At 67.2% G+C, this 26,300-nt stretch carries 20 protein-coding genes and 1 tRNA gene; 10 read left to right on the forward strand and 11 right to left on the reverse strand.

What is annotated here, in order from left to right; all coding sequences use genetic code 11:
- Window positions 1-3: 3 nt before the first annotated feature.
- The 4 genes from C0J29_RS18575 to C0J29_RS18590 all read right to left on the reverse strand — a co-directional run bounded on the left by C0J29_RS18575 (window position 4) and on the right by C0J29_RS18590 (window position 6,778).
- Complete coding sequence (locus C0J29_RS18575) at window positions 4-1,056, reverse strand: esterase/lipase family protein (protein WP_065163858.1); 1,053 nt, start codon at window positions 1,054-1,056, stop codon at window positions 4-6.
- 31 nt (window positions 1,057-1,087) lie between these two features.
- Window positions 1,088-2,305: an acyl-CoA dehydrogenase family protein gene (locus tag C0J29_RS18580; RefSeq protein WP_065043678.1), complete on the reverse strand. Its 1,218-nt coding sequence runs from the start codon at window positions 2,303-2,305 to the stop codon at window positions 1,088-1,090.
- Window positions 2,306-2,332: 27 nt separating this feature from the next.
- Window positions 2,333-3,421, reverse strand: coding sequence for a phosphotransferase family protein (locus C0J29_RS18585; protein WP_065043677.1), 1,089 nt, complete (start codon window positions 3,419-3,421; stop codon window positions 2,333-2,335).
- A gap of 78 nt (window positions 3,422-3,499) precedes the next feature.
- Window positions 3,500-6,778, reverse strand: coding sequence for a LuxR C-terminal-related transcriptional regulator (locus tag C0J29_RS18590; protein ID WP_242460469.1), 3,279 nt, complete (start codon window positions 6,776-6,778; stop codon window positions 3,500-3,502).
- 149 nt (window positions 6,779-6,927) lie between these two features.
- Here C0J29_RS18590 and C0J29_RS18595 point away from each other — a divergent pair, with 149 nt between their 5' ends.
- The 3 genes from C0J29_RS18595 (at window position 6,928) to C0J29_RS18605 (ending at window position 10,845) form a co-directional block, all read left to right on the forward strand.
- Window positions 6,928-8,130 (forward strand): cytochrome P450, encoded by a 1,203-nt coding sequence (locus C0J29_RS18595; protein ID WP_120793169.1) that lies wholly within the window; start codon window positions 6,928-6,930, stop codon window positions 8,128-8,130.
- An 86-nt stretch (window positions 8,131-8,216) separates the two neighbouring features.
- Window positions 8,217-10,643: an FAD/NAD(P)-binding protein gene (locus tag C0J29_RS18600; protein WP_120793170.1), complete on the forward strand. Its 2,427-nt coding sequence runs from the start codon at window positions 8,217-8,219 to the stop codon at window positions 10,641-10,643.
- On the forward strand, window positions 10,606-10,845 hold the full coding sequence (locus C0J29_RS18605; RefSeq protein WP_120793171.1) for a hypothetical protein: 240 nt from the start codon (window positions 10,606-10,608) through the stop codon (window positions 10,843-10,845). Before C0J29_RS18600 ends, C0J29_RS18605 begins: the two co-directional genes overlap by 38 nt.
- An 82-nt stretch (window positions 10,846-10,927) precedes the next feature.
- Here the strand turns inward: C0J29_RS18605 and C0J29_RS18610 are convergent.
- The 4 genes from C0J29_RS18610 to C0J29_RS18625 all read right to left on the reverse strand — a co-directional run bounded on the left by C0J29_RS18610 (window position 10,928) and on the right by C0J29_RS18625 (window position 12,586).
- Window positions 10,928-10,999 (reverse strand) — tRNA-Val (locus C0J29_RS18610).
- A gap of 46 nt (window positions 11,000-11,045) precedes the next feature.
- Window positions 11,046-11,507, reverse strand: a complete 462-nt coding sequence (locus C0J29_RS18615; RefSeq protein WP_055577201.1) for a peroxiredoxin — start codon at window positions 11,505-11,507, stop codon at window positions 11,046-11,048.
- A complete protein-coding gene (locus C0J29_RS18620) occupies window positions 11,507-11,917 on the reverse strand; it encodes a DUF3052 domain-containing protein (RefSeq protein ID WP_065043668.1) in 411 nt (136 codons plus the stop codon). The genes C0J29_RS18615 and C0J29_RS18620 overlap by 1 nt, the downstream gene beginning before the upstream one ends.
- A gap of 84 nt (window positions 11,918-12,001) precedes the next feature.
- Window positions 12,002-12,586 (reverse strand): hypothetical protein, encoded by a 585-nt coding sequence (locus tag C0J29_RS18625; RefSeq protein WP_120793172.1) that lies wholly within the window; start codon window positions 12,584-12,586, stop codon window positions 12,002-12,004.
- Window positions 12,587-12,746: 160 nt separating this feature from the next.
- On the opposite strand from C0J29_RS18625, the gene aceE reads away from it, so the two are divergent.
- From aceE to C0J29_RS18660, 7 genes are all read left to right on the forward strand, one after another.
- The gene (gene aceE, locus C0J29_RS18630) at window positions 12,747-15,548 is read left to right on the forward strand and encodes a pyruvate dehydrogenase (acetyl-transferring), homodimeric type (RefSeq protein ID WP_120793173.1); all 2,802 of its coding nucleotides are present in this window, start codon (window positions 12,747-12,749) and stop codon (window positions 15,546-15,548) included.
- A gap of 135 nt (window positions 15,549-15,683) precedes the next feature.
- Window positions 15,684-17,000 carry a PucR family transcriptional regulator gene (locus tag C0J29_RS18635; RefSeq protein ID WP_120793174.1) on the forward strand — a complete coding sequence of 439 codons (1,317 nt, stop codon included), beginning with the start codon at window positions 15,684-15,686 and terminating at the stop codon, window positions 16,998-17,000.
- Between the two features lie 140 nt (window positions 17,001-17,140).
- Window positions 17,141-18,049, forward strand: a complete 909-nt coding sequence (locus C0J29_RS18640) for an ACP S-malonyltransferase (protein WP_065043664.1) — start codon at window positions 17,141-17,143, stop codon at window positions 18,047-18,049.
- Window positions 18,050-18,123: 74 nt separating this feature from the next.
- On the forward strand, window positions 18,124-18,465 hold the full coding sequence (acpM, locus tag C0J29_RS18645; RefSeq protein WP_065043663.1) for a meromycolate extension acyl carrier protein AcpM: 342 nt from the start codon (window positions 18,124-18,126) through the stop codon (window positions 18,463-18,465).
- Window positions 18,462-19,712 (forward strand): 3-oxoacyl-ACP synthase KasA, encoded by a 1,251-nt coding sequence (gene kasA / locus C0J29_RS18650; protein WP_120793175.1) that lies wholly within the window; start codon window positions 18,462-18,464, stop codon window positions 19,710-19,712. The genes acpM and kasA overlap by 4 nt, the downstream gene beginning before the upstream one ends.
- A 38-nt stretch (window positions 19,713-19,750) precedes the next feature.
- Window positions 19,751-21,004 (forward strand): 3-oxoacyl-ACP synthase KasB, encoded by a 1,254-nt coding sequence (gene kasB / locus C0J29_RS18655; RefSeq protein ID WP_197748213.1) that lies wholly within the window; start codon window positions 19,751-19,753, stop codon window positions 21,002-21,004.
- A gap of 59 nt (window positions 21,005-21,063) precedes the next feature.
- Window positions 21,064-22,485 (forward strand): acyl-CoA carboxylase subunit beta, encoded by a 1,422-nt coding sequence (locus C0J29_RS18660; RefSeq protein WP_065043660.1) that lies wholly within the window; start codon window positions 21,064-21,066, stop codon window positions 22,483-22,485.
- Window positions 22,486-22,573: 88 nt separating this feature from the next.
- On the opposite strand, the gene C0J29_RS18665 is transcribed toward C0J29_RS18660, so the two are convergent.
- Genes C0J29_RS18665 through C0J29_RS18675 form a run of 3 tightly spaced genes read right to left on the reverse strand, consistent with a single transcriptional unit; the run spans window position 22,574 to window position 26,280 of the window.
- The gene (locus C0J29_RS18665; protein ID WP_120793177.1) at window positions 22,574-24,133 is read right to left on the reverse strand and encodes an FAD-dependent monooxygenase; all 1,560 of its coding nucleotides are present in this window, start codon (window positions 24,131-24,133) and stop codon (window positions 22,574-22,576) included.
- A 39-nt stretch (window positions 24,134-24,172) separates the two neighbouring features.
- Window positions 24,173-25,708, reverse strand: a complete 1,536-nt coding sequence (locus C0J29_RS18670; protein ID WP_120793178.1) for a glycerol-3-phosphate dehydrogenase/oxidase — start codon at window positions 25,706-25,708, stop codon at window positions 24,173-24,175.
- Window positions 25,708-26,280, reverse strand: coding sequence for a TetR/AcrR family transcriptional regulator (locus C0J29_RS18675; RefSeq protein WP_065161970.1), 573 nt, complete (start codon window positions 26,278-26,280; stop codon window positions 25,708-25,710). The genes C0J29_RS18670 and C0J29_RS18675 overlap by 1 nt, the downstream gene beginning before the upstream one ends.
- Window positions 26,281-26,300: the final 20 nt, after the last annotated feature.

A 26,300-nucleotide genomic window follows, 5' to 3' on the forward strand; every position in this document is an offset into this window, starting at 1 on the left:
GAGTCAGGCGGCTGGGCAACCCTCACGGTTGGCCCCGTCGAGCGCTTTCGGCGCGTCCTCGATCGCCTTGTGCACGACGTCCAGCACGCGCGGGTCCCAGGTGAGCGCGGTGGGCCAGTCCAGCCCGGCTTTGTCGGACACGTAGATGCTGTGGGTGTCGTCGAAGGTGTAGCAGCGCCGGTGCGGCAACACCGGATCGGTGACATCCTTGGCCAGCGCGCTCTGCAGCGCCACCAGACCGTCGTTGGGCCACACGGCTGGGTTGACCTGACCGGGCATGGTGAACTTCTTGCCGCCGATCAGCACCACCGGGATCTTGTCGAGCACACCGGACTGGAACTCGTTCCAGCCGTTCTTGCCCATCAGGAACGCCTGGTTGACCTCCCGCCCGGAGCCGGCCATCAGGCGCAGCACCTCGTCCTTGAATCCCTTCATCGCGTTCTCGCAGAAGGTGTCGCCGAGGCAGTCGGTGAGCGGGACGATGCCGTTGGCGTAGTCGGACAGGTATGAGCCCTGCCACGGCGTGCCGATCGTGGTCAGCGAGCGGACGTGCACGGGCGCATTGGTGGTGGCCAGCACCCGGATCGCGGCACGTGCGTACAGCCCGCCCATCGAATGGGCGACGACGTCAACGTCGGTGACGCCCTTGTCGGTGTGCAGGTAGTTGAGGAACCGGGCGAGGTGCTCACCGGCGGTGTCGATGCTTCCGGTGGAGTCGACGGTCATGTTCTCCGGCAACGTGATCGGGCAGATGCCGAAAGGTCCGAAGCCGGTTTGATCGGCGACCTGCCCGCGGCCGGCCATCGCCGGCGAGGTGTAGGCGGTGTAGCCGCGTTTGAGTAGGGATTCGCGGATCGCGGTGTCGGTGTTGCCCGCGGCCAGCCCGGTGGCACACGCCTGGTCGGGGGTGGTGAACGGGCTCGTCGCGTCGCCGCCGGACACGATCACCACAGCCTGTGACGCCGGGCGTTTGGGGGATTCTCCGGACTTGCTTCCGCAGCCGGCCAGGATCGCCGCCACCGTCAGCACAGCGGTCAGCACCAGGACTCGTCGCACGCCACAGGATGCTAGACCCTGCGCCGATAAATCAGACGGTGTCCGATCCCGGCACGCGGGCCGCCGCGGAACCGACGTGGTTCATTCGCCGGATGATCGCGTACTTGTGGACCTCCGTGGGCCCGTCGTAGAGCCGGAATCCACGGATGTCGCGGAAGATCATCTCGATCGGTGTTTCGTCGGTGACGCCGATACCGCCCATGACCTGTATGCACCGGTCGACGACCTTGAATAGCTCCTCGGAAACGAAAGCCTTGCTGATCGAACTCTCGTGCCGCCCCTTGTGACCCTGGTCCAGGATCCACGCCGTGTGCCAGATCGCCAGGCGGCATTGGGTGAGCGCGATTTCGTTGTCCGCCAACAGGAATCCGACGCCCTGATGGTCGATGATCGGGGCGCCGAAAGCCGTCCGGGTCTTGGCGTGCTCCAGGGCGATGTGCTGGGCACGTGAGGCGGCCCCCAACCAGCGCATGGCGTGGGTGAGGCGCGCCGGCGCCAAACGCATCTGCGCGTAGCGCATCGCCTCGCCGACCTCGCCGAGCACGTTCGACGCGGGCACCCGCAGGTCATCGAAGACGACGACACCGTGTCCTTCGACGTAGTTGCGGTCCATGGAGTTCATCACCCGCTCGATGACGATCCCCCCAGAGCCTGGGTCATCACCCTTGGCCAGGAAAAGCGTTGGTCCAGTGCGGTTTTCGTCGCCAACCACGTTGGCCATCACAATCCAGGTGCCCGCCCCGTTGGCGCCCGTGATCAGCCACTTGCGGCCGCTGATGACATAGGAGTCACCGTCGCGCCGCGCCTCGGTGAGCAGTTGCGACGGATCCGAACCCGCTCCCCCCGGCTCGGTCATCGCGAACACGGATCGCACGGTGCCGTCGAGGACGGGTTTCAGGAAGACCTCAGCCTGCTCATCGGTCGTCAGCTTGTCGAGCAGGAACATGTTTCCCTCGTCCGGCGCGGCGCAGTTCATCGCGACGGGTCCGAGCGTGGACCACCCGGCCGCCTCATAGATCACCGACTGCTCAATGTGCGAAATGCCTTTTCCGCCGAACCGGGTGGACGCCTGAGGAGTCAGCAGCCCTTCCTTGCGGGCCAGTTCGACCAGCTCCTGCCGCAACTCGTCGTTGGGGCCGTGCTGGGTGAGTCGCGGATCGCGCTCGTAGGGGACGATCGAGTCGATGACGAATCGGCGGACCCGTTCGCCGAGTGCCGTCAGTTCCGGGGGTACGGAGAAGTCGATCACGGAGCCATCCTCTTGGGTAGTGGGCGATCAGATGTCTTCTGCCGAAAGGGAATCGGCGGTCACCGTCAGAACAGATGTGGCAATGCGATTGAACGCGGCGTACTGCGGGCCGACGAGCGCACCGCGTTGGTGCAGCACGAACAACTGCTGCCAGGCGATCGCGAGCCGGAGCCGGCCCAACACCAGGTAGAAGCCGACCGGTACGGCTTCGCGTCCTGCCGCGGCAAAGTACTTCACCGCGAGCGCTTTCCGGTCCGGGAAGCCCGGCTGCAGGGACGGAGCCAAACCGAGGTCGCGAATGACGTCCGCGTCGTCGGCTTGCGCCCAGTAGGACAGCGTGACGCCGAGATCGAAGAGTGGATCTCCCAGCGTCGACATGTCCCAATCGATCACCGCGGCAGCCGTGCCGGTGGCATCGAAGATGACGTTGTCGAACTTGAAATCGTTGTGCAGCACAGTGGGTTTGATCGACGGGTCGGGTGCGGCGGCGCCCAGCCAGGTCACGATGTGCTCGACCGTCCTCGGCGGGGATCCGTCGAACGCGTTGTGCGCCCGCCGGTTCCAGCCGGCGATCTGTCGCGCGATGAAGCCTTGGGGCCGCCCGAGCTCGGCGAGCTCGGGGTGGGTGTCGAGGTCGATCGCATGCAGGTCCGCCAGGGCTGTCACGAATTCGTCGGCGAGCCTGGCGCTGGGGATGGCGGCGAGTTGCTCGGGAATCGTGTCCGACACGACTGTGCCGGGGCGGTATTCGATCAGTTGAAAGGGACTCCCCAGCACCGACGCGTCGTCGCAGAAGGCCACCGCCCGCGGCGCGCGGCGGTAGTGCGCGTGCAGCCGACTCAGCACCCGGAATTCGCGGGCCATGTCGCTGGCGCCCTCGGCCAGTTGGCCGCCCGGGGGCCGGCGCAGCACCACACGCCGGCCGTCGACCGAGATCAGGTAGTTCAGATTGGCCAGGCCGTTGGCGAACTGACGGGGGTCGACGGCGTCGAGCACCATGCCGCGACCGCGTAGCCATTCGCTCAGCGCTTTCCAGTTCTGCGGCGAACAGTCGGCACGAAAGCCCTGGTCTCCCCTGACGGCACCGACGACGCTGTCCTCCTGGCGTGCGGTCATCGGGCTCCTTCGAGACGGATAGCGTCATAGCGACACTACGTCCGAGGTGATGCCGTAGCGACGACGGCCGCCTGCCCGTCACTTAGTGACGTGACGGCCGGCTTCCTGAGCCAGCTGCACCCGTGAGGCCAGCCCGAGCTTGGTGTAGATGTGCGTCAGGTGCGCCTGCACGGTGCGCGGTGAGATGAACAGGCGGGCGGCGATGTCTTTGTTCCCGAGTCCCTCGCCGATCAGCTTGACCACGTCCAACTCCGCGCGGGTCAACGACGCCCAGCCGCTGCTGGCGCGGCGCCGCTCGCCGCGGCCCCGTAGCGCGTAGGCGATGGCGTCCTGGACCGGCAGCGCCGCGCCGTCTGCCCAAGCCGCGTCGAAGTCGTTCTCCCCTAATGCTTCCCGTAACGCCGCGATCCTGGCGGTGTCGTCATCCTCGAGGACCTTGAAGCGCACCATGCCCATGCGCCGGTACGCCGCATCGGCGGCGCCGAACAGCCGCGTCGCCAGCACATGGTTGTCACTCTCGGCCGCGGTGGTGGCGAGGCAATCCAGAGCGATGGGAAGGAGGAGGTCACCCTGTAGGCGGGCGGCCAGGTCGAGACCGTCGTAGGCGTCTCGTTCGGCGGCGTCGAACTCTCCCTGCACGATTTCCACGCGCGCGCGGGCCAGCAAGGCCGCCGCGAAACTCCAGCCCTTCGTTGCCGCCACCACCTCGTCGGCCCAGCGGCGGGCCGCGCTCAGGTCGCCGCATGCCAACGGCGCGAGAGCCGACCAGAGGTGCATCGCCGCCAGCTGAGGATCCATCCTGGTGCGCTCCTGCGCGGCCTCCCACATCTGCCACGATTTGGCCGCCTCGCCCGCCGCGAGATGCACGAATGCCGCTGCGGCGTAGACGATTCCGATGTAGGCGTCGAACATGTCGGAGAGGCGTTGGAAGGCGATGTCGGCGGCGGTTCGGGCGGCGGTGATCTGCCCCTGGTAGGCAAGCGTCATCGCGCGCAATGACGATGTGATCATCGCGTACAACGCGTCGCCGGCCGCTGTGCACTCCTCGTCGACGTCTCCCATCGCGGTGAGCGCGGAGGTCAGCTCGCCGCGCAGGACCTGCGACCAGCACAAGATATAGCGGCATTGCCGCGCCACGAACGTGTCGCCGATTGCGCCGGCAATCTCCAATGCTTCCGCGGCGGCAACGGGCACCCCGACCGGGTCGCCGAACAGCAATCCGTACGAGGCCTCCAGAGCCAGCGTCTGCACCAGCCACCAGGAGTCGCCACAATTCCGGGCCAGTTCGGCCGCCTCGGTGAAGTAGGCCACCGACGATTCGCGGTCGTCGGCGGCCCGACAACCACAGGCGGTCAGCGCACGCGCCGTCAGCGCGGGGTCACCCACTTGGCGCGCGGCCGCCAAAGTGCGCTCGGCGCCATCGCGATCGACGGTCATGGCCCGGAAAGACTCCAGCAGGGCTCTGGCCACGGACGCCCGGACCCAGGTCTCCTGCGGCTCGGTCCCGGCATCGTCCGCACCGGCGAGCGCCGCGGACAGCCAGTTCCAACCTTCCAGCATGAGACCGTGTGACAGCCACAGCGGGAGCAGCGAAGCACCCAGGCGCAGCGCCGAATCGGTGTCCGAGATCTCCCGGCTCCACGCGAAAGCCGCGCGCAGATTGTCGAGTTCGATCTCCGCCTGTTTGATGCAGCGATCATGCTCCGCGCCCACCTGCGCGCCGAGCAACTGCGCCATCGCGGCGTAATGGTCGCGATGGCGGGTGCGTACTTCGTTGCCTTCGCGCGACTCGTGCAGCTTCTCCTGCGCATACTGACGCACGGTTTCCAGCAGCCGGTAGCGAGTGCCGTACGGGGTGTCGTCGGCGATGACCAGCGACTTGTCCACGAGCAAGGTGAGCTGGTCGAGCACCTGGTAGCGCTCGGCCCCGGCACCGGCGACCGCCTGGGCGGCATCGAGGTCGAATCCGCCGTAGAACACCGCCAGGCGGCGGAACAGCACCTGCTCGGGGTCGCTCAGCAAGGCGTGGGACCAGTCGACCGACGCGCGCAGTGTCTGCTGACGGCGCACGGCGGTGCGCGCTCCGCCGGTGAGCAGCCGGAAGGTGTCATGCAGGCTGGTCAGCAACTCGGTCGGCGACAGCGCACGGATCCGCGCGGCGGCCAGCTCGATGGCCAGCGGCAGTCCGTCGAGCCTGCGGCAGATCTCGGTCACCGTCTCGGTGTTCTCTGCGGTGAGACGGAATTCGGGCTTGGTCCGGCGAGCCCGATCGGTGAACAACTCGACGGCTTCATCGGCGAGCGACAGCGACGGGACCCGCCAGCTCACCTCGCCAGGCACGCCGATGGGTTCGCGGCTGGTGGTCAGCAGCGTCAACTCAGGGCAGCCGGCCAGTAGCGCTGTAATCAGCTCGGCGCTGGCATCGAGCAGGTGTTCGCAGTTGTCCAGCAGCACCAGCGACTGCCGATCCCGCAGGAACCGCAGCAGGATGGTGCTGGTCGGCTGGTCGGCTTGATCAGGCAGGCCCAACGCGCGGGCAACCGTCATCGGCACCACATCGGGGTCGGTGATCGGCGCCAGGTCGACGTACCAGACGCCGCCGGCGTATTCCGGGGCGACCGCAGCTGAGACCTGTACCGCAAGACGCGTCTTTCCCGCTCCACCCGCGCCGGTCAGCGTGACGAGGCGATTTTCGGCGAGTGCCTCACCGAGGCCTCGCATATCCTCACGGCGCCCGACAAAACTCGTCAGTTGCACTGGGAGTCGTTCGGCAGCAACGACACTGGCCACCCGCAAGGGCGGAAAGTCGCTGGGCAGATCGGGATGACACAGTTGAATCACCCGTTCGGGGCGGGGCAAATCACGAAGCGGGTGCGTGCCCAGGTCGGTGAGGGTGACCTCGGGCGGAAGCTGGTCGACGACAAGGGGTTCCGTCGCACCGGAGAGCACTGTCTGACCGCCGTGAGCGAGATCGCGCAGCCGGGCGGTGCGGTTGATCGTCGGACCGATGTAGTTGCCTTCGTCGCGCATATGAATGTCGCCGGTGTGCAGGCCGATACGAAGCTTGATCGGGGCCAGCGGCGCCCGCTGCAAGGCCAGGGCGCAGCAGACCGCATCGACGGCGCGGGCGAAGGCGATCACGAAACTGTCGCCCTCGCCCTGCTCGACCGGTCGCACCCCGTGGTGGCTGGTGACCGTGTCCGACAACGTCTGGTCGAGGCGCGCAACAGCAGCCTTCATCTCCTCGGGCTGACTTTCCCACAGTCGGGTCGAGCCCTCGACGTCGGCGAGTAACAGGGTGACGGTTCCGGTCGGAAGCTCGCTCATCGTTACGTCGCTCCAGCTTGTTTCGCTCATGCTAGCCACAATGCGGTGACCTGCGTCACATCGCATCAGCGAAATCGCCGATGTTTGCGCTTACAGCATGCGTACGTACGCGTCCGGGCCACGCGGTTTTACGCAGTTCGCCCGATGATCGGGTACCGCCGAAAACGAATAGTCAAAGCATGACCATCGACATCGCACTGCCCACCCTCAACTACACCGTCGACACCGGCCGCGACGAACTCCGTGCGCTGCACGCCGCGGCGCAGCTCAACGGGCCGATCGCGCTGGGCCCGTACGGGCCCGAGGTGCTTGCCTACGACCTGGTGCGCACCGTGCTCCGGGACTCCCGGTTAGTCGTTCCACAAGGGATGTCGCTGGCCGTACAGGGCATCACGTCCGGCCCGATCTGGGACCGGGTCACCAAGCTGCTGGTCAGCATCGACGGGGCCCAGCATCAGCGGCTGCGCCGTCTCGTCGCCCGCTCCTTCACTCCGCGCGCGGCCGAGCGGATGCGCGGTGCGTGCGTCGAGGTCATCACCGAGCTCATCGAGCGGCACGCCGGCACCGGCCGGTGTGACTTCGTCGCCGACATCGCCGATCCCTACCCGATTCCGATCATCTGCGCCCTGCTCGGCGCTCCCCGCGAGGACTGGCATCTGTTCTCGGCTTGGGCCGCCGACCTCAGCAAGGCGTTCGGGTGCAGTGTCGCCGAGCACGAGTCGGCGATTCTGCGGGCGTGGGCGGGTCTGGAGGGTTACGTCGAGGAGCTGATCGCCGCGCGCCGCCGGTCACTGACCGACGACCTGATCTCCGAGTTGATCCGCGTCGAAGACGACGGCGACCGGCTGAGCCACGAAGAACTGGTCAACCTCGCCGTCATCCTGCTGAACGCCGGCACCGACACCACCCGCAACCAGTTGGCCGCGGCCGTGCAGACTCTGGCTGACCACCCCGACCAGTGGGAGCTGCTCGCGGCGCACCCGGAGCTGGCATCGCATGCCGTCGAGGAGCTGATGCGGCACTCGCCGATCGTTCTCGGCGCAATGCGCATAACCCGCGTCGACGTGGAACTGGCCGGCGTGCAGTTTCCGGCAGGCTCGTTGGTCATCGCCAACACCGCGGCGGCCAACCGGGATCCGGACGTGTACGACGAGCCGGACCGCCTCGACATCATGCGGAAGGCCGCGCCCGCGATGCTGAGCTTCGGCGGCGGCATGCACTACTGCCTCGGCGCACACCTGGCCCGTATTGAGATGACCGAAGCGCTGCGCGTGATCACTGCGCGGATGGCCGACGTCCGACGCGTGGGCCCGGCGCCGTGGAAACCGATGACCGGCATATCCGGCCCGATCACGCTTCCGTTGGCGTTCGACGCCCGCTGAGCCGCATGTCAAGGCCATTCCGCAAGGGCAAACATCGTCAGCGCGATTGAGCACCCTAACCCATCGGCAAGAGTTAGCCTTCCGCTATGATCCGCGTCGCGATCGTGGGTGGCGGTGCCGCTGGCGTGCTCGCCGCGGCACACCTGCGCCGGAGTAAACCCGAAATCCAGATCACGCTCATCGACGCGTCCGGTCGCCCCGGCACCGGTGCGGCGTACGGCACTAACGATCCGGCCCACCTGTTGAACGTTCCTGCGCATCGCATGTCTGCCTGGCCGGACGATCCCGACCACTTCTGTAGTTGGCTGGACGAACGCGCGGTCACGCCGGCGGAGAGCTTCGCACCGCGTCTCGCGTACAGCCGCTACCTGCGGGAGCAGCTGGCGGGCGCCGATGTTCGGATCGAGGCTGCCGAGGTCGTCGGACTGGTACCCGGCACGTCAACGCAGGTGAAGCTGAACGACGGACGGTCGTTATCGGCCGACGCCGTTGTGCTCGCGCCCGGGCGCCCCGAAGGTAGCCTGCCCGAACCGCTGGAACGCGCCTTCGCTCCGGTGCTGGCCGCAGGCACTGACGACAAGGTCGTCGTGGATCCCTGGGCGCCCGGCGCGCTCGCGGCTCTTGGTGCGCGTCGTCCCAAGAACGTCTTGGTGATCGGTTCTGGACTCACGGGGGTCGACGTGGCGCTGCATCTCATCGCGCGCGGCGCCACGGTCACAATGTTGTCGCGCCACGGCGCACTCCCACATACATTCCGCGACACCGGTGCGCCGGCCGAGTTACCTCAACTCGATGCGCTCGGTGCCGCGAACACTCTGGAGCAGGTGCGTGCCGCACTCGGTACGGATCTCGCACGTGCTCGCGACGCCGGCTTGAATTGGCGACAAGTGATCGACGCTGTGCGACCCCGCACCGCTCGCCTGTGGCGCTCGCTGGGGTGGGAGGACCAACGTCGTTTCCTGCGCGAGGACTTGCGGCAGTGGGAGGTCCTGCGCCATCGCATGCCGCCGACGATCGCCGCCGCGATCGATGACGCGATCGGCCGTGGCCAACTGATCATCGAGGCGGGCGAAGTGGCCGACGTATCGCTGCGCGGAAGCGGCGTCGAGCTGGTCGTCGCGACCAGCGAGGGATCAGTCCGTCGGCGCGGTGACGCGGTGGTTGCCGCAACCGGGACGGCGTGGGACCGGCGGTCGCTGCAGCGCTCTCCGCTGTGGGCGAATCTGCTGGCGTCGGGTGTCGCGTCGATGCACCCCTGCGGCCTCGGCGTTCGCCTCGATACCGACGGCCGGCTCATCGACGAGGCCGGCGCCACGGTCCAGGGCATCGTCTGCATCGGGTCGATCCGTCAGGGTGAGGAGTGGGAGACCACTGCGATCCCCGAGATTCGTGCTCAGGCCGCCGCCACGGCGCAACTGCTAGCCGACAACACTCTCGACAGTCCGATAAGGGCACCCCGCCTGACTCCGACCACCTCGAAAGTGACTGGTGCCAATGCTTCATACGCCGAGGGCGTGCGTCGCTTGCTGGCCGTCCAGGACGGCGCATCGGTAGCTTTCGCTTCCGCGATCGCGGAGGACCCGCACCACGCGCGTGCGCATGTCGCGCTGGCGATGATTGCAACGGAACGACCCGACCGGGCGGGCGGTCCCGACGCGGTCAACGGCCATCTGGCGCGAGCCCGGGCGGCCCTCGCACACAGCAGCGACGAGGACCGCAGCCACGTCGAAGCCATTGCGACGTGGTGCGAAAGAGGGAACGCCGCGGGCACCGACGCACTCATCGACCATCTCGACCGGGTACCGGATGATCCGGTCGCATTGCTGGTGCTCGCACCGTCGATTGCGTTCGCCGGGGCCGGCGACGCACTGCCGGACGCGTGGCAGTACGTCGAGCGGTTTACCGGTGTGCACGGCGAGGCGCCCTGGTATTTAGGGCTACGCGCGTTCGGGCGAACCGAACAGGGCCTTTGGTATGACGCAGCCGATCTCGCTGATGCCGCGCTGGACCTCGATCCGGGCAACGGCAACGCCGCGCACGCGCTTTCCCACGTGCACTACGAGACCGACGCGCACCGAGCCGGATTGAAATGGCTGACGGAATGGATCGCCGGGCACGGCAGCACGCAGCGTTACCTCCCGCACTTCCAGTGGCACGCCGCGCTGCACGAACTCGCAATGGGCAACGCCGCTGCGGCGTCGCGTCGGTACGCAACGTCTCTCGCGCCGCCTCATTCCCGGGACGTGCGCTGCCTGGTTGATGCGGGTTCGCTCGCCTGGCGGGCGCGCATGCATCCGGACTGGGTTACTCCCCCCGATCCGATGCCGGTACTCGCAGAGGTCGGCTCGCTGGCGTATGCGCCGAAAACGCCGTTCATCGCGTTTCACGCGCTGCTTGTCTTGGCCGCCGCGAACGACCCGGCCGCGATCCGCGCGATCAGTGTCCCCGGCCGACGAACAGGCAACGACGTTGCGCTTGATCGGCGACGGCCTCATCGCGCTGACGGCTGGTGATCCGCGCGCCGCGCTCGACTATCTCCTCGAATCGCTTCCCGGGTTGCCGTCGATCGGCGGCAGCCGTGTGCAACAGGAAGTGATTCTCGAAACGGCATTGGCCGCGATGCTGCAACTCGGTGCACCGGGTCAAGCAGCGCGACTGTTGTCACGACATCGCGCCACGGCCGCCCCGCAGGTAACCCGCGGCGCCGTGAACTGACCGCTGAGCTGCGCCAGCAGACGCGAACTCACCGCATTTCGGCACGAAATGGGTGAGTTCGCGTCTGCTCGCCACTGGAAAGTGGGCGCGGACGGTATCGAACCGCCGACCGCTGGTGTGTAAAACCAGAGCTCTACCACTGAGCTACGCGCCCTTATGCCCCGGCGCAGGCTACACGCCGAAAGCCCAACCACCCAAAACTAAACGCGCAACGCCTCCAGCGCCTGGGTCCACACCGCACGATCCCGCGCCTCGCCCGGCTGCTTCATCTCGGCGAACCGGATGAACCCCTCCTTGTCGACCACGAAGGTGCCGCGGTTAGAGATGCCGGCCACCTCGTTGAACACCCCGTACGCCTGGCTGACCTCGCCATGCGGCCAGAAGTCCGACAGCACCGGGAACAGAAAGCCGCTCTGCACCGCCCAGATCTTGTGGGACGGCGGCGGCCCGACCGAAATCGTCAGCACCGCGCTGTCGTCGTTCTCGAACTCCGGCAGGTTGTCCCGCAACTGGTCCAGTTCGCCCTGGCAGATTCCAGTGAACGCCAGCGGAAAGAACACCAGCAGCACGTTCTTGTCGCCGCGATAACTGCTGAGCGTGACGGGCTGCTGATTCTGGTCGCGCAGCGTGAAGTCGGGTGCGGTGGCTCCGACGTCGAGCATCAGCGCTTACCGGCCCGCGATTTCGGCTGCACCAACCGGCTGGCTGCCCAGTTGCCCAGGTTGACCGACGACGTGGGCATCAGGCCCGCGGTGGGAGCCGCCTCGGCGATCTCGGCGGGCAGCACGTGCCCGGGCCGGCCGGTCTTGGGCGTCAGCACCCAGATCACGCCGTCCTCGGCCAGCGGGGAGATCGCGTCCATCAGCAGGTCAACCAGGTCCCCGTCGCCGTCGCGGTACCACATCAGGACGACGTCGACGACCTCGTCGGTGTCCTCGTCGAGCAATTCGCTACCGCAGGCATCCTCGACATCTGCGCGGATGTCGTCGTCGGTGTCCTCGTCCCAGCCCCACTCCTGGACGACTTGGTCCCGTTGGATGCCCAGTTTGCGAGCGTGATCCGCCGCGACCACCGTGGAACCTCCTAAACAAACGAGAGCAAGACAACCGAGAGCGACGAACGTAATCGTCGCACAGGCACCGCTAGCTTCATACGGCTAACCCACGCACATTTTCAACGCCTTGGTCTTGGCGTCGTTGAGCCGGTCGACCCGCCTGTTGAACTCGCCGGTCGGCGCGTGCGTGCCGATCGCGTTGGCCACCTGGCGGGCAGCGTCGTTGTAGGTGTTCATCGCGTCGCGCATCTGGCCGGGCAACGCGTCGCTGTAGCTGTTCTCCACCGCCGAGGCGCTGGCGTTGAGCGCGTCGATCGCCGGACCTTCGGTGGGCCCGGTGTTCTTGCCGCCGTTGAAAGCCGCGACGAACGCGTTGACCTTGTCGATCGCCTCCTTGCTGGTGGTGGCCAGCGTGTCGCACGAGGTGCGGATCGCCCTGGTGGTGACCGACGCGATGCGCTGGGATTCCCGGACGCTGGACGTCACCGACGACGCCGACACCGACGCCGACACCGAGGACCGGTACGCCGGGGCGACGTTGGTGTCCGCCGCTCCGGACCCTTCGGCCACCTTCGTACAGCCGACAATGCCGATCGCCACCACAGCGACGGACCCGAGAGCCAGGGCGCCTCGCCTGGGGAACGCCTCCACGCGCCTGCGAGGGACGGCACGCCATCCGATGAGCACGGGATCTGACGTTACCGGGTCACGATCCCATCTGCCCCACTAGCACCGACTTCGGTGTGGCACCCGTCAGCGGAACACGGGTACCCGCCGGGGACGCCGGTGCGGCACGATAGAGGGACGATCCCTCGAGCATCATCCATGCCGACTACAGGAGCGGAAGTTGACCACCGAGTTCGCCCGCAACGATCTGGCCAAAACCTCAAGCAGCACAAGCGAACCCGATCGCGTCCGGGTGATTCGCGAAGGTGTCGCGTCGTATCTGCCCGACATCGATCCCGAGGAAACCTCCGAGTGGCTGGAGTCGTTCGACGACCTGCTGGCCCGCTCGGGGCCCGCGCGGGCGCGCTATCTGATGCTGCGCATGCTGGAGCGCGCCAGCGAGCAGCGGGTCTCGATCCCGGCGCTGACGTCGACCGATTACGTCAACACGATCCCTACCGAACTGGAACCGTGGTTCCCCGGCGACGAGGACGTGGAACGCCGCTTCCGCACCTGGATCAGGTGGAACGCGGCCATCATGGTGCACCGCGCGCAACGGCCCGGGGTCGGCGTCGGCGGCCACATCTCGACCTACGCGTCCTCGGCCGCGCTCTATGAAGTCGGCTTCAACCACTTCTTCCGCGGCAAGTCGCACCCCGGCGGCGGCGACCAGGTGTTCATCCAGGGGCACGCCTCCCCCGGCATCTACGCGCGCGCCTTCCTCGAAGGCCGGCTGAGTTCGGACCGCATGGACGGCTTCCGGCAGGAACACAGCCACGCCGGCGGCGGCCTGCCCTCCTACCCGCACCCGCGCCTGATGCGCGACTTCTGGGAATTCCCGACGGTGTCGATGGGGCTGGGCCCGATGAACGCCATCTACCAGGCCCGGTTCAACCACTACCTGCAGGACCGCGGCATCAAGGACACCTCCGATCAGCACGTGTGGGCCTTCCTGGGCGACGGCGAGATGGACGAGCCGGAGAGCCGCGGGCTGATCCAGGTGGCGGCCAACGAGGCGCTGGACAACCTCACCTTCGTCATCAACTGCAACCTGCAGCGCCTCGACGGGCCGGTGCGTGGCAACGGCAAGATCATCCAGGAGCTGGAGTCCTTCTTCCGCGGGGCCGGCTGGAACGTCATCAAGGTCGTGTGGGGCCGCGAATGGGATGCGTTGCTGCACGCCGACCGCGACGGCGCGCTGGTGAATTTGATGAACACCACGCCCGACGGAGATTTCCAGACTTACAAAGCCAACGACGGCGCCTACGTGCGCGACCACTTCTTCGGCCGCGACCCGCGGACCAAGGCGCTGGTGGAGAAGATGAGCGATTCCGAGATCTGGAACCTCAAGCGGGGCGGTCACGATTACCGCAAGGTCTACGCCGCCTACCACGCCGCGGTCGCGCACAAGGGCCAGCCCACGGTGATCCTGGCCAAGACCATCAAGGGCTATTCGCTGGGCGCCCACTTCCAGGGCCGCAACGCCACTCACCAGATGAAAAAGCTTGCCGCCGAAGACCTCAAGCACTTCCGCGACGCGATGCGGATACCCATCACCGATGCCCAGCTGGAGAAAGACCCGTACCTGCCGCCGTACTACCACCCCGGTCCGGACGCCCCCGAAATCCGCTATCTGCTGGACCGGCGCCGCACCCTGGGCGGCTTCGTCCCCGAACGCCGGACCAAGGCCAAGGCGCTCAAGCTGCCCAGCCGCGATGTGTACAAGGCGCTGAAGAAGGGGTCGGGCAACCAGGAGGTCGCCACCACCATGGCGCTGGTGCGCACGTTCAAGGAACTGTTGCGGGACAAGGAGATCGGTCACCGCATCGTCCCGATCATCCCGGACGAGGCGCGCACCTTCGGGATGGACTCGTGGTTCCCGTCGCTGAAGATCTACAACCGCAACGGCCAGCTCTACACCGCGGTCGACGCCGAATTGATGTTGGCCTACAAGGAAAGCGAAGTAGGCCAGATCCTGCACGAGGGCATCAACGAGGCCGGCTCGGTGGGTTCGTTCACCGCGGTCGGCACCTCGTACGCCACCCACGACGAGCCGATGATCCCGCTCTACATCTTCTATTCGATGTTCGGGTTCCAGCGCACCGGCGACAGCCTGTGGGCCGCGGCCGACCAGATGGCCCGCGGATTCGTGCTCGGCGCCACCGCCGGACGGACCACCCTGGTCGGCGAGGGCCTGCAGCACGCCGACGGGCATTCGTTGCTGCTGGCGGCGACGAATCCGGCCGTGGTGTCCTACGACCCGGCGTTCGCCTACGAAATCGCCTACATCGTGGAAAGCGGCCTGGCCAGGATGTTCGGCAAGGACCCGGAGAACGTCTACTTCTACATCACCCTCTACAACGAGCCCTACCCGCAGCCGCCGGAGCCGGAGAACTTCGACCCCGAGGGCCTGCTGCGCGGCATCTACCGCTACCGCGCGGCCTCGGAAAAGGACTCGGAGAAACGCTCGAGCACGGCTCAGATCCTGGTCTCCGGCGTCGCGATGCCCTCGGCGCTCAAAGCGGCCGAGATGCTGGCCGAGGAGTGGGACGTGGCTGCCGACGTGTGGTCGGTGACCAGCTGGGGCGAGCTCAACCGCGACGGCGTGGAGATCGAGAAGCAGCGGCTGCGCCACCCCGACAAGCCCGCGGGTGAGGCCTACGTGACGAAGGTGCTCAAGGAGACCCGGGGGCCGGTGGTCGCGGTGTCGGACTGGATGCGCGGGGTTCCCGAGCAGATCCGGCCGTGGGTGCCCGGTACTTACGTGACGTTGGGTACCGACGGGTTCGGCTTCTCCGACACCCGGCCTGCCGCGCGGCGCTACTTCAACACCGACGCCGAATCGACCGTGGTGGCGGTGCTCGAGGCGCTGGCCCGCGACGGCGAGATCGACCCGTCGGTGGCGGTCACCGCCGCCCGTCAGTACAAGATCGACGACGTCCTGGCCGCGCCCGAGCAGACCTCCGACCCGGGCGTCGCCTAGGACCCTGCTGTCCTCCTCGCCGAGTGTGCGTCCCGCCGCACCATCGGTGCCGGGTGTGCGGCCAGCCGCACGCTCGCGACGGGTGCGCCGGGACCTTTAGCGGACTCCGACATAAAAAGGGCGTAGCTTTTAGGAGTGAGCGACAACAACTTGGCGCAGCAACTCGGGCGTCCCCGGTCGCCGCTGGAGCTGCTGGACACCGTCCCGGACTCCCTGCTGCGCAGGTTGAAGCAATACTCGGGCCGGTTGGCCACCGAAGCGGTGTCGGCCATGCAGGAGCGGCTGCCATTCTTCGCCGACCTGGAAGCCTCCCAGCGCGCCAGCGTGGCCCTGGTGGTCCAGACCGCCGTGGTCCACTTCGTGGAGTGGATGCAGGACCCGCACAGCGACGTCAGCTACACCGCCCAGGCCTTTGAACTGGTCCCTCAGGACCTGACGCGGCGCATCGCGCTGCGCCACACCGTGGACATGGTGCGGGTCACCATGGAGTTCTTCGAGGAAGTGGTGCCGCTGCTGGCCCGCACCGAGGAGCAGTTGACCGCGCTCACGGTCGGCATCCTGAAGTACAGCCGCGACCTGGCCTTCACCGCCGCCACCGCCTACGCCGATGCCGCCGAGGCCCGCGGCACCTGGGACAGCCGGATGGAGGCCAGCGTCGTCGACGCGATCGTGCGTGGGGACACCGGCCCGGAACTGCTCTCCCGGGCGGCAGCACTCAACTGGGACACCACGGCGCCGGCCACCGTCATCGTCGGCACCCCGGCGCCCGGACGCGCCGACGGCGAGGCCGGCAGTGAGCGCGCCAGCCAGGATGTCCGCGATATCGCCACCCGACACGGCCGGGCGGCCCTGACCGACGTGCACGGCACCTGGCTGGTCGCCATCGTCTCCGGTCAGCTGTCGCTCACCGACAAGTTCCTCAAGGACATATTGGTCGCCTTCGCCGACGAACCGGTGGTGATCGGGCCGACGGCGCCCATGCTGACCGCGGCCTACCACAGCGCCAGTGAGGCCATCTCCGGGATGAACGCGGTCGCCGGGTGGCGCGGGGCCCCCCGGCCGGTGCTGGCCCGGGAACTGCTGCCGGAACGGGCCCTGATGGGCGACGCGTCGGCGATCGTGGCGCTGCACACCGACGTCATGCGGCCACTGGCCGACGCCGGCCCCACCCTCGTCGAAACCCTGGACGCTTTCTTAGATTCGGGCGGCGCTATTGAGGCTTGTGCCAGGAAGTTGTTCGTTCATCCAAACACCGTGCGCTACCGGCTCAAGCGGATCACCGACTTCACCGGGCGTGATCCCACCCAACCGCGAGATGCGTACGTCCTGCGGGTGGCGGCGACGGTGGGCCAGCTCAACTACCCGACGCAGAGTCCCAGCGCCGCCAACATCGCCGTGCCACAGCTTCCGTCGCCGGTCAGAGGGGGTTCCGGCGCCGGATCCGGCCGATAGTGATTTAGATGACAGATAGCGGGTGTATCTCAAACACGTAGCTTACGGAGCTATTTTGTAGGAGGTATACAAAAACCTAAGACGAGGTTCATAATCTGTTACACCCCGCAAAACCGTCTTCACAGTGTTCTCTTAGACACGTGATCGCTTTGCTTGCGCCCGGACAGGGCTCCCAGACTGAGGGAATGCTGTCGCCATGGCTGGAACTGCCAGGCGCAGCGGACCAGATTTCGGCATGGTCGACGGCCAGCGGCCTGGACCTGGCCCGGCTCGGCACCACGGCATCGACCGAGGAGATCACCGACACCGCCATCGCCCAGCCCCTGATCGTTGCGGCCACCCTGCTGGCCCACCAGGAGCTGACCCGGCGCGGGCTGCTGGCTGGTCAGGACTTCATCGTCGCGGGCCACTCCGTCGGTGAGATCGCGGCCTACGCGATCGCCGGAGTGCTGGCCGCCGATGACGCCGTCATGCTGGCCGCCACCCGCGGCGCCGAGATGGCCAAGGCGTGTGCCGCCGAGCCCACCGGAATGTCGGCCGTGCTCGGTGGAGACGAAGCAGAGGTGCTGACCCGCCTCGAGCAGCTCGACCTCGTTCCCGCGAACCGCAACGCCGCCGGCCAGATCGTCGCCGCCGGCCGGCTGACCGCGCTGGAGAAGCTTGCCGAGGACCCGCCGGCGAAGGCCCGGGTCCGCGCGCTGGGTGTGGCCGGAGCGTTCCACACCGAGTTCATGGCGCCGGCCCTCGAGGGCTACGCCGCAGCGGCTGCCGGCATCGCGACCGCCGAGCCGACCACCACGCTTCTCTCGAACTACGACGGGAAGCCGGTCACCTCTGCCGCCGCGGCGATGCAGACCCTGGTTTCTCAGCTGACCCGGCCGGTGCGCTGGGATCTGTGCACTGCCACCATGCGTGAGCACAATCTGACGGCGATCGTGGAGTTCCCGCCCGCGGGCACTCTCACCGGCATCGCCAAACGTGAACTTCGGGGGGTTCCGACGCGAGCCGTCAAGTCACCCGCAGATCTGGACGAGTTGGCGAATCTCTAACCGCCAGCTTCGCCCCAGAAGCTAAAAGTACGTCAAATCGGTTTACACACAACACATTACGAAGGGAACTAACTGTGGCCGTCAGTCAGGAAGAAATCATCGCCGGTATCGCCGAGATCATCGAAGAGGTCACCGGTATCGAGCCGTCGGAGGTCACCCCGGAGAAGTCGTTCGTCGACGACCTGGACATCGACTCGCTGTCGATGGTGGAGATCGCCGTGCAGACCGAGGACAAGTACGGCGTGAAGATCCCGGACGAGGACCTCGCCGGCCTGCGTACCGTCGGTGACGTCGTCGCCTACATCCAGAAGCTCGAGGAAGAGAACCCCGAGGCCGCCGAGGCGCTGCGTTCCAAGCTCGTTTCGGAGAACCCCGAGGCCGCTGCCAACGTGCAGGCGAGGCTGGAAAACAAGTGACCAAGCCTTCCACTGCTAATGGCGGTTACCCCAGCGTTGTGGTAACCGCCGTCGCGGCGACGACATGCCTCGCGCCGGACATCGAGAGCACGTGGAAGGGCTTGTTGGCCGGCGAAAGCGGCATCCACGTTCTCGAAGACGAATTCGTCTCCAAATGGGACCTGCCGGCCAAGATCGGCGGTCACCTCAAGGAACCGGTCGACATCCACATGGGCCGACTGGACATGCGACGCATGTCGTATGTCCAGCGGCTGGCCAAGTGGTTGAGCGGCCAGTTGTGGGAGTCCGCCGGAAGCCCTGAGGTCGATCCGGACCGCTTCAGCGTTGTGGTGGGTACCGGTCTCGGCGGTGCCGAGCGGATCGTCGAGAGCTATGACCTGATGAACGAGGGCGGCCCCCGCAAGGTGTCGCCGCTCGCCGTTCAGATGATCATGCCCAACGGCGCCGCGGCGGTGGTGGGCCTGCAGCTCGGTGCCCGCGCCGGTGTCATCACGCCGGTGTCGGCCTGTTCGTCGGGCTCGGAGGCCATCGCCCACGCATGGCGCCAGATCGTCATGGGCGACGCGGACTTCGCGGTCTGCGGCGGCGTCGAAGGACCGATCGAGGCGCTGCCTATCGCCGCGTTCTCGATGATGCGGGCCATGTCTACGCGCAACGACGAGCCCGAGCGGGCGTCGCGGCCGTTCGACAAGGACCGGGACGGATTCGTGTTCGGCGAGGCCGGCGCGATGATGATCATCGAGACCGAGGAACACGCCAAGGCACGTGGCGCCAAGCCGCTGGCCCGCCTGATGGGCGCCGGCATCACCTCGGACGCCTTCCACATGGTCGCTCCTGCTGCCGACGGCACGCGTGCCGGCGGAGCAATGCGACGGGCGATGGAGATGGCGGGCTTGTCCCCCAGCGACATCGACCATGTCAATGCACACGGCACTGCGACACCGATCGGTGACACTGCCGAGGCCAACGCGATCCGGGTCGCCGGATGCGAAAACGCCGCCGTCTACGCGCCGAAATCGGCGCTCGGGCATTCGATCGGCGCCGTCGGCGCGCTCGAATCGGCGCTCACGGTGCTGACCCTTCGGGACGGAGTCATACCACCGACGTTGAACTATGAGACCCCGGACCCAGAGATCGATCTTGATGTGGTCGCAGGCGAGCCTCGCTACGGCGAGTACCGCTACGCGATCAACAACTCGTTCGGGTTCGGCGGCCACAATGTGGCGCTCGCCTTCGGGCGCTACTGAGTGGCGTTATTGAGCACGGAAGGAACGTGGCACAAGCCATGACAGAGCTGGTTACCGGGAAAGCATTCCCGAATATTGTCGTTACCGGCATTGCCATGACCACTGCACTGGCAACCGACGCCGAGAACACATGGAAGTGTCTGCTCGACGGCCAAAGTGGGATCCGGGTCCTCGAGGACGACTTCGTCGAGGAGTTCGACCTGCCGGTGAAGATCGGCGGGCACCTGCTGGAGGAGTTCGATAGCCAACTCACGCGAATCGAGCTGCGCCGCACGGGTTACCTGCAGCGGATGTCCACCATCCTGGGGCGGCGGGTTTGGGAGAACGCCGGCTCGCCGGAGGTCGACACCAACCGGTTGATGGTCTCCATCGGCACCGGGTTGGGTTCGGCCGAGGAGCTCGTCTTCGGGTACGACGAGATGCGGGTGCGCGGGTTCCGCGCGATCTCCCCGCTGACCGTGCAGAAGTACATGCCCAACGGCGCGGCCGCGGCGGTGGGCCTGGAGCGGCACGCCAAAGCCGGTGTGATGACGCCGATCTCGGCCTGCGCGTCCGGGGCCGAGGGCATCGCCCGCGCCTGGCAGCAGGTTGCCCTCGGCGAGGCCGACATCGCGATCTGCGGTGGCGTGGAGACCAAGATCGAAGCGGTGCCGATCGCCGGGTTCGCCAACATGCGAATCGTGATGTCCACCAACAACGAAGACCCGCAAGGTGCCTGTCGCCCGTTCGACAAGGACCGCGACGGCTTCGTGTTCGGTGAGGCCGCAGCGTTGATGGTGATCGAGACCGAGGAGCACGCGAAGGCCCGCGGCGCCAACATCCTGGCCCGCATCATGGGCGCCAGCATCACCTCGGACGGGTTCCACATGGTGGCGCCCGACCCCAACGGGATCCGGGCCGGGCACGCGATCACGCGGGCGATCCAGCTCGCCGGTCTGCAACCGAGCGACATCAGCCACGTCAACGCTCACGCCACTGGCACTCAGGTCGGCGACGTGGCCGAAGGCCGGGCAATCAACAACGCGCTCGGCAGCAACCACCCGGCGGTGTTCGCACCGAAGGGCGCGCTCGGCCACTCGGTGGGTGCGGTCGGAGCGGTCGAGTCGATCCTGACCGTTCTCGCTTTGCGGGATCAGGTCATCCCGCCGACACTGAACCTGGTCAACCTCGACCCGGAGATCGACCTCGACGTGGTGGCCGGCAAGCCTCGATCCGGCAATTACGAGTACGCGATCAACAACTCATTCGGCTTCGGCGGTCACAACGTGGCGATCGCTTTCGGGCGTTACTAGAAAGCTCCAAGGATCACGGGATAAACCCAGAGCATCACTGGCGAACTAGGAGATCTGCGATGACAATCATGGCCCCTGAGGCGGTTGGCGAATCGCTCGACCCCCGCGATCCGCTGTTGCGTCTGAGCAACTTCCTCGACGACGGCAGCCTCGAGCTGCTGCACGAGCGGGACCGCTCGGGCGTGCTGGCCGCGGCGGGCACCGTCAACGGCGTACGCACGGTTGCCTTCTGCACCGACGGCACCGTGATGGGTGGCGCCATGGGCGTCGAGGGTTGCGCGCACATCGTCAACGCCTACGACACCGCCATCGAGGAGCAGTGCCCGATCGTGGGCATCTGGCACTCGGGTGGTGCGCGACTGGCCGAAGGTGTCAAGGCGCTGCACGCCGTCGGACTCACCTTCGAGGCCATGATCCGGGCGTCCGGCTACATCCCGCAGATCTCGGTGGTCGTCGGCTTCGCCGCCGGCGGCGCCGCCTACGGGCCGGCCCTGACCGACGTCATCGTGATGGCACCGGAAAGCCGGGTCTTCGTCACCGGGCCCGACGTGGTCCGCAGCGTCACCGGCGAAGACGTCGACATGGCTTCCCTGGGCGGGCCCGAAACCCACCACAAGAAGTCCGGGGTGTGCCACATCGTCGCCGACGACGAGCTGGACGCCTACGAGCGCGGTCGCCGGCTGGTCGGATTGTTCTGCCAGCAAGGGCATTTCGACCGCAGCAAGGCTGAGGCCGGCGACACCGACATCCGGGCGCTGCTGCCGGAGTCGTCGCGACGGGCCTACGACGTGCACCCGATCGTCACCGCGGTGCTCGACTCCGATGCGCCTTTCGAGGAATTCCAGGCCAAGTGGGCGCCGTCGATGGTGGTCGGGCTGGGCCGATTGTCGGGCCGTACCGTCGGTGTGCTGGCCAACAACCCGCTGCGGCTGGGCGGCTGCCTGAACTCCGAAAGCGCCGAAAAGGCAGCGCGTTTCGTGCGCCTGTGCGACGCGTTCGGCATTCCGCTGGTCGTCATCGTCGACGTGCCGGGCTACCTGCCCGGTGTCGACCAGGAGTGGGGCGGCGTGGTGCGACGCGGCGCCAAGCTGCTGCACGCCTTCGGTGAGGCCACGGTCCCCCGGGTCACCCTGGTGACGCGAAAGATCTACGGCGGGGCCTACATTGCGATGAACTCCCGCTCGCTGAACGCGACGAAGGTGTTCGCCTGGCCGGACGCCGAGGTTGCGGTGATGGGTGCCAAGGCCGCCGTCGGGATTCTGCACAAGCGCAAGCTGGCCGCCGCGCCGGACCACGAGCGTGAGGCGCTGCACGACGAGCTGGCCGCCGAGCACGAGCGCATCGCCGGTGGTGTGGACAGCGCCATCGACATCGGCGTGGTGGACGAGAAGATCGACCCCTCGCACACCCGCAGCAAGCTCAGCGAGGCACTGGCTCAGGCGCCGGCGCGCCGCGGCCGCCACAAGAACATCCCGCTGTAATTTGCGCGAGCGCTGGGGGGCACCTCCCCTGCGCGAGCAGACGCAAAATCGCACGATTTCCTCCGGGAACGTGCGATTTTGCGTCTGCTCACCCGTGGCTGAGGATCTGCGAGACCGCCTGTCGCAGTGCACCTGCCGGGTCGTTCGGCAATTCCTCGACCCGCCATCCCACGAAATCGTCGGGTCGTACCAACAGGGCCCCTGTTTCGCCTAATCCGGTGACATCCAACCACTCTCGGTCGTCTATCCGGTGCATAGCGACATCCAGGCCGTCCGTCGCCGCCCGCCACCGCTCGTCCGCCGACAGCACGGTGAATCGGGGACCCAGCAGATCGAGCGTGGACACTCGCTTCCCGTCGCGCCGCAGCCACACGTGCGGTACCCGGGTGCCGGGCTGGCCCCGCAACTCCTGAACCAGCTCCAGGGTCCCGGGGTCCGGGTCGTCGGTCAGCACCGCGGTGGACCGGTAGCGGTAGCCGATGAGTAGTTCGAACATCGAGCATTCTTCGTCGGGGGCCAATTGCGGCCGCTCGTCACCCAATTCGAGCGCGGCCAGCGTCGGGCCGCTCAGCGACTGGTGGGCGGCGAACCGGCCGATCGGGTGCCGTTCGCTGTGATAACTCGACAGCAGCGCCGGCCCGGCTCGTCCCTGCAGAACCGCGGCCAGCTTCCAGGCCAGATTGTGCGCGCTCTGAATCGCGGTGTTGGCGCCCCCGGCCTTGAACGGCGGCATCGTGTGGGCGCAGTCACCGACCAGAAGTACCCGGCCGCAACAGAATTGGTCGGCGACCCGTTCGTAGGGCTGCCACGACGCGACCTCGATGATCTGCACGTCGGCCCGATCACCGATCGCCGCGGTCACCAATTCGGTGCACTTGTCAGGCGTGAACTGTTGAGCCGTCTCGCCTTTGGCGGGGAAGTAGGTCGTGATGAACATGCCGCGGTCCTCGTCGACCGCGAGGAAGATGCCCGGCGCAGCCGGGTTGCTGATCTGCACCGCATCGCCATTGGTGAGATCCGGGGCGAACCGGCGCCACGCGCAGCGAAAGTAGATGAACACCACGAAGATCGGCAACGCTCCGTAGCCGGCGGTGGCGACCCCGAGCGCAGTGCGGATCGGGCTGTGCACCCCGTCGGCGGCGATCAGATACTCAACCCGCAAGGTCTCCGAGCGCCCCGAGTCCCGGTCGGCGAGGACGGCGCTGACACCGTCGTCGTCCGTCTCGAAGGAGACGAGCTCCGTGCCGTAGCGGACCTCGCTGCCGCGACTCCGCGCCGCCCGCAACAACATCGGCTCGGACTCGCTCTGCGGGCAGTATTGTGCGGCGGGCTCGGGACTCACCGCGTCCAGCCCGGCGAAGATCGCGTCCATGTCGATGGCCGGCTGTTGTTCCGCGCTGGCCAGTGCCGGCTTGACCATCATGGTGGACACCCGCGCGGCCACGGCGTGCACCTCGTCGCCGAGGCCCAGCCCCCGCAGGATTTCCAGGCTGCGGAAGCTCAGGTTGCGTGCCTTGGGGTAGACGAACGTCTCACGCCGCCGGTCGACCAGCAGCGATCGCACGCCGTGCTGTGCGAGTAACGCCGACGTCGCCAGGCCGCCCACCCCGGCTCCGACGATCAATACCCGAGGGCCCTCCCCCGTCACGGTTCCGAAACTACAACTCGCCTCCTGGCATAGCGAGGGTCAGCCCACACCTGCCAGGAACTCCTCAGCTACCGCGACCACCTTCTCGCGATCCCGCGGTACCAGCCCGATACGGGTACGCCGGTCGACGATGTCACCTACATCGAGTGCACCCTCGTGGGTCACCGCGTACTCGAACTCCGCCCTGGTCACGTCGATACCGTCGGCGACCGGCTCGGTGGGCCGCTCACAGGTGGCCACCGCGACCACGTTGGCTGCCTCGGCCCCGTACCGCGCCGCCATGGAGGCCGGCACGTTACCCGGGCCCGCCGCGGGCCCCGGATTGGCGTCCGCCCCGATCAGCGGCAGGTTACGGGTCCGGCATTCCCCGGCGCGCAGCTGCCGGACCTTGACCGCCCGGTTGAGCACATCCTCTGCCATGTAACGGTATTCGGTGAGCTTGCCGCCCACCACGCTGATCACCCCGGTCGGCGACTCGAAGATCGCGTGATCGCGGGATACGTCGGCGGTCCGGCCCGCACCGGTGTCGATCAGCGGCCGCAGTCCGGCGTAAGACCCGATCACGTCCGATGACGAAACGGTGGTGCCCAACGCGGTGTTGACCGTGTCCAGTAGGAACGCGATCTCCGCCGACGAAGGTTCCGGCACATCCGGAATGGGACCGGGCGCATCTTCGTCGGTCAGCCCGAGGTAGATCCGGCCGAGCTGCTCGGGCATGGCGAACACGAACCTGTTCAGCTCTCCAGGGATCGGAATCGTCAGGGCCGCAGTGGGATTGCCGAACGCCGCCGCGTCGAACACCAAATGTGTTCCGCGGCTTGGCCGTAACTTCAAGGCCGGGTCGATGTCACCACCCCACACGCCCGCCGCATTGATCACCGCGCCGGCCTGCACAACGAACGACTCCGCGGTCCGTTGGTCGGTCAGCCGCACCGAGGTGGCAGTGGCTTCCGAGGCGGCCACATAGGTCAGGATCCGCGCGCCGTGCTGGGCCGCGGTGCGCGCCACCGCCGTCACCAGCCGGGCGTCGTCGATCAGCTGGCCGTCGTAGTTGAGCAGCCCGCCCGCCAGGCCGTCGCGTTGGACGGTCGGCGCCAACTCCACCACCCGCTGCGCGGAGATACGCCGCGACCGGGGCAGCGTCGACGACGACGTTCCCGCCAGCACCCGCAGCGCGTCGCCGGCCAGGAAGCCGACGCGCACCATGGCGCGGTTGAAGTGGTTCATCGCCGGCAGCAGCGGAACAAGTTGCGGCATCGCATGAACCAGGTGAGGGGCGTTGCGCGCCATCAGGATTCCGCGCTCGATGGCGCTGCGCCGGGCGATGCCGATGTTGCCGGTGGCCAGGTAGCGCAGCCCGCCGTGCACCAGTTTCGAACTCCAGCGGCTGGTGCCGAACGCCAGGTCGTGCTTTTCCACCAGCACCGTGCGCAGGCCCCGGGACGCGGCGTCCAGGGCGATGCCGACGCCGGTGATGCCGCCACCGATCACGACGACGTCCACCTCGGCGCCATCGGCCAGGGCGGTGAGGTCCGCGGTACGACGGGCAGCGTTGAGAGCGCTCAGGTTATCCATCAGGACAGGTATCCGTTCAGTGTGTAGGAGAGTTGGGTGGCCAGGGCCTCGTCGTCGAGGATCGGTTTGACGATGTCGGCGGATTGGATGGTCGACTGCGCGATCAGCAGGATCATGGTCGCGAACTGACGGGGGTCACCGGCCCGGACGCTGCCGGCGCGCTGGGCCTCGGCAAGCCGCTGCGCCAGCCCCTCGATCAGGAACTGCTGACTCACCCCGAGACGCTCGGTGATGTAGACCCGGGCCAGCTCGGAGTGCATCACCGACATGATCAGCTCGTCGCGGCGCAACCGGTCGGCGACCGCCACCACCTGCTTGACCAACGCCTCCCGGTCGTTGCCTTCGAACGGCACCTCGCCCATCACGTTGGTGATGTGGTCGGTCAGCAGCGTCGACATGATCGACTGCGTGTCCGGCCAGCGGCGGTAGACCGTCGGGCGGCTCACCCCCGCACGCCGGGCGATCTCGGCGAGCGTCACCCGGTCGGCGCCGAAATCGACCACGCAGCTTGCGGCCGCAGCTAATATCCGGTCCCCGGTATCCACATTTGGGTCATTACTCATTGACACCATGTGTAATACTGTAACGCATG

Origin of the sequence: Mycobacterium paragordonae (genome assembly GCF_003614435.1) — a bacterium.
GTDB lineage: Bacteria > Actinomycetota > Actinomycetes > Mycobacteriales > Mycobacteriaceae > Mycobacterium > Mycobacterium paragordonae.